The organism is Bradyrhizobium sp. (assembly GCF_049581145.1).
Lineage (GTDB): Bacteria > Pseudomonadota > Alphaproteobacteria > Rhizobiales > Xanthobacteraceae > Bradyrhizobium.
In genome coordinates this window covers 1-2,448 of record NZ_JBAURI010000269.1, presented here as the reverse complement: position 1 = coordinate 2,448, position 2,448 = coordinate 1, and the positions used below count along the sequence as shown (strand labels likewise).

General features: G+C 65.4%; 2 protein-coding genes. Both read left to right on the top strand.

The features are described from left to right. The coding region (locus WCB02_RS09080; RefSeq protein ID WP_423957643.1) for a 4-hydroxyphenylacetate 3-hydroxylase C-terminal domain-containing protein at positions 1 to 1,063 on the top strand (1,063 nt) is incomplete at its 5' end. A gap of 8 nt (positions 1,064 to 1,071) precedes the next feature. Then, the coding region (locus WCB02_RS09075; protein ID WP_423957641.1) for an FAD-binding protein at positions 1,072 to 2,448 on the top strand (1,377 nt) is incomplete at its 3' end.

Sequence of the window (2,448 nt, the reverse complement as noted above, 5' to 3'; positions counted from 1 at the left end):
CTATCTGACCTATGTGATCATCAATCCGCAGGCGGATCGCTCAAAGAGCGCCTCGCAGCAGCGCGATGCATTCCTGTCGGCCGGCCTCGTCGATCAGGATGCCGCAGGGATCACGGTTCGCGGCGCCAAGATGCTTGCGACCGGCGGCATCATGGCCGATGAGGTGTTCGTCACCAGCATTCAGCCGCTGCAGCCCGGCGACGAAGCGCAAGCGCTATCGTTCGCGATCCCCTTGAACGCGAAGGGCCTGAGCCTGCTGTCGCGGAAATCCTACGAGGCGGCGGCGATATCGGTGTTCGACAATCCCTTGTCCAGCCGTTTCGACGAGAATGACGCGGTGATCTACTTCGACGACGTCAAAGTGCCCTGGGATCGCGTCTTTATCTCTGGAAATATCCAGATGTGCCAGAAGCAGTTCCATGCGACGCCGGCCCATGTCTACCAGAACTACCAGGCCATGGTGCGGCTCTCCGTCAAGGTGCGGTTTCTGACCGGACTGGCGCAGCGGATCGCCGAGATGAACGGCGTTGTCGGCTTCCCGCAGGTGCGCGAGACGCTGGGGCAACTGGCGGCGGAGGCGGGGATGGTCGACGCCTTCGTCAGCGCCATGGAAACCAAAGGCACCCACCATGGCCGCTATTTCGTGCCGGACCGGCATACGCTCTATGCGGCGCTGACGCTGACGCAGCAGCTCTACCCGAAGATCCTGAATACGCTGCGCGATCTGGCCGGCGGCGGCATGATCATGTTGCCGTCATGCGTCGACGATTTCGGCAACCCTGAGATTGCCGGGCTGATTGGACGCACCCAGCAGTCGCCTGTGGCCCACGCGACCGAGAAGGTGAAATTCTACAAGCTGGCCTGGGATGCGGTAGGTTCGGAGTTCGCGTCGCGGCACCAGCAGTATGAGATGTTCTATTCCGGCGCGACGTTCATCACCAAGGGGCATTCGTTTCGGACCTACGATTGGGGCGCGGCCCGCGAGCTCGTCAGCCAGATGCTCGCAAGCTACGACCTTGAGGACGAGCTGCAGCGGGGCGCAGGCGAACGGGCAGGAGAATAGAGATCGCGATGCATATCGAGACCGATGTTCTGGTGATCGGCGCCGGCGGCGCTGGCATGTATGCCGCATTGGAAGCGGCGCGCGCCGGTGCCGCCGTGATCCTCGCCGACCGCAGCCTGATCGGGCGCGGCGGAGCGACCGTGATGGCGCAGATGACGGTCGCGGCCGCGCTGGGCGAGCAGACGCCCGATCATTGGGAGCACCATCTGGCCGATACGCTCGCGGCCGGACGCGGTCTGTGCAATGAAGCTCTCGCCGCGATGCTGTGCGAGGATGGGCCAGATCGTATCCGTGAGATGGATGCGTGGAAGGTCGGCTGGGCGCGTGAGGACGGTCATATCAAGCAGGCGCAGGCGCCCGGTCACGATCGGCCGCGTTGCGTCTATGTGGATTTCCTCTCGACCGGGCCGGCGGTCTCGAAAACCCTGCGCACGCAGCTCAATGGCGCGAGCGGGATCAGGCGGGTCGGTGATCTCGCGATTGTCGATATCGCGGTCCGCGATGGCGAAGCCTGCGGTGCGATCGCGCTGCATGTGCCGACCGGCCGCGCGGTGACGATCGCGGCAAGCTCTGTCGTGATCGCAACCGGCGGGCTGACGCGGCTGTACCAGCGCAACAGCGCGTCGCAGAACATGGGTGGCGACGGCTACGCGCTGGCGCTGCGCGCCGGCGCCGAGCTGATCGACATGGAGTTCGTGCAGTTCTTTCCGATCGGCCATCTCGCGCCGCGCCTGGTCGGCATGGATCCGATCATGTGGGATCCGTTCCGCTACAAGCTCGGCGGCAGGCTGTTGAACTCCGAAATGCGGGAGTTTGAGGAAGACTACGCCAGCGATGATACAAGGAGCGACGGCAATTATGTGCTGACGCGCGATCTCGCGACTTACGCCATCTCCAGGGAAGTCGCGGCCGGACGCGGCAGCCCGGCGGGGGGTGCCTATCTGAGCTTCGCCCATGTCCCCGAGGCCGAGATTCGCCGCGCCTTCGGTCCAGTGGTCGATCGGCTGGCCGCGAACGGCATCGACATTGCGCGTCAGCCGGTGGAGGTGGCGCCGATCGCGCATTATCACATGGGCGGTATCCGGGTCGACGACACGCTGCAAACCAGGATTGCGGGGCTCTATGCCTGCGGTGAGGCGGTGGGCGGCGCCAACGGCGCCAATCGGCTGTCGGGCAATGCGATCACCGAGGCGCTGGTGTTTGGCGCACGCGCGGGCCGCAATGCGGCGCGCCGCGCGTCGCATGCAAAGGCTGCCTGGTCGGCGGATGCCGCACGTTCCGCGCTCGATCTGCTGGGTGGCGCCACGCGGCGGGATGGGCCGAACACGGCCGCCCTCATCGCCGAGCTGCAAGCCCTGATGGCCACCAGCGCCGGGCCGTTTCGC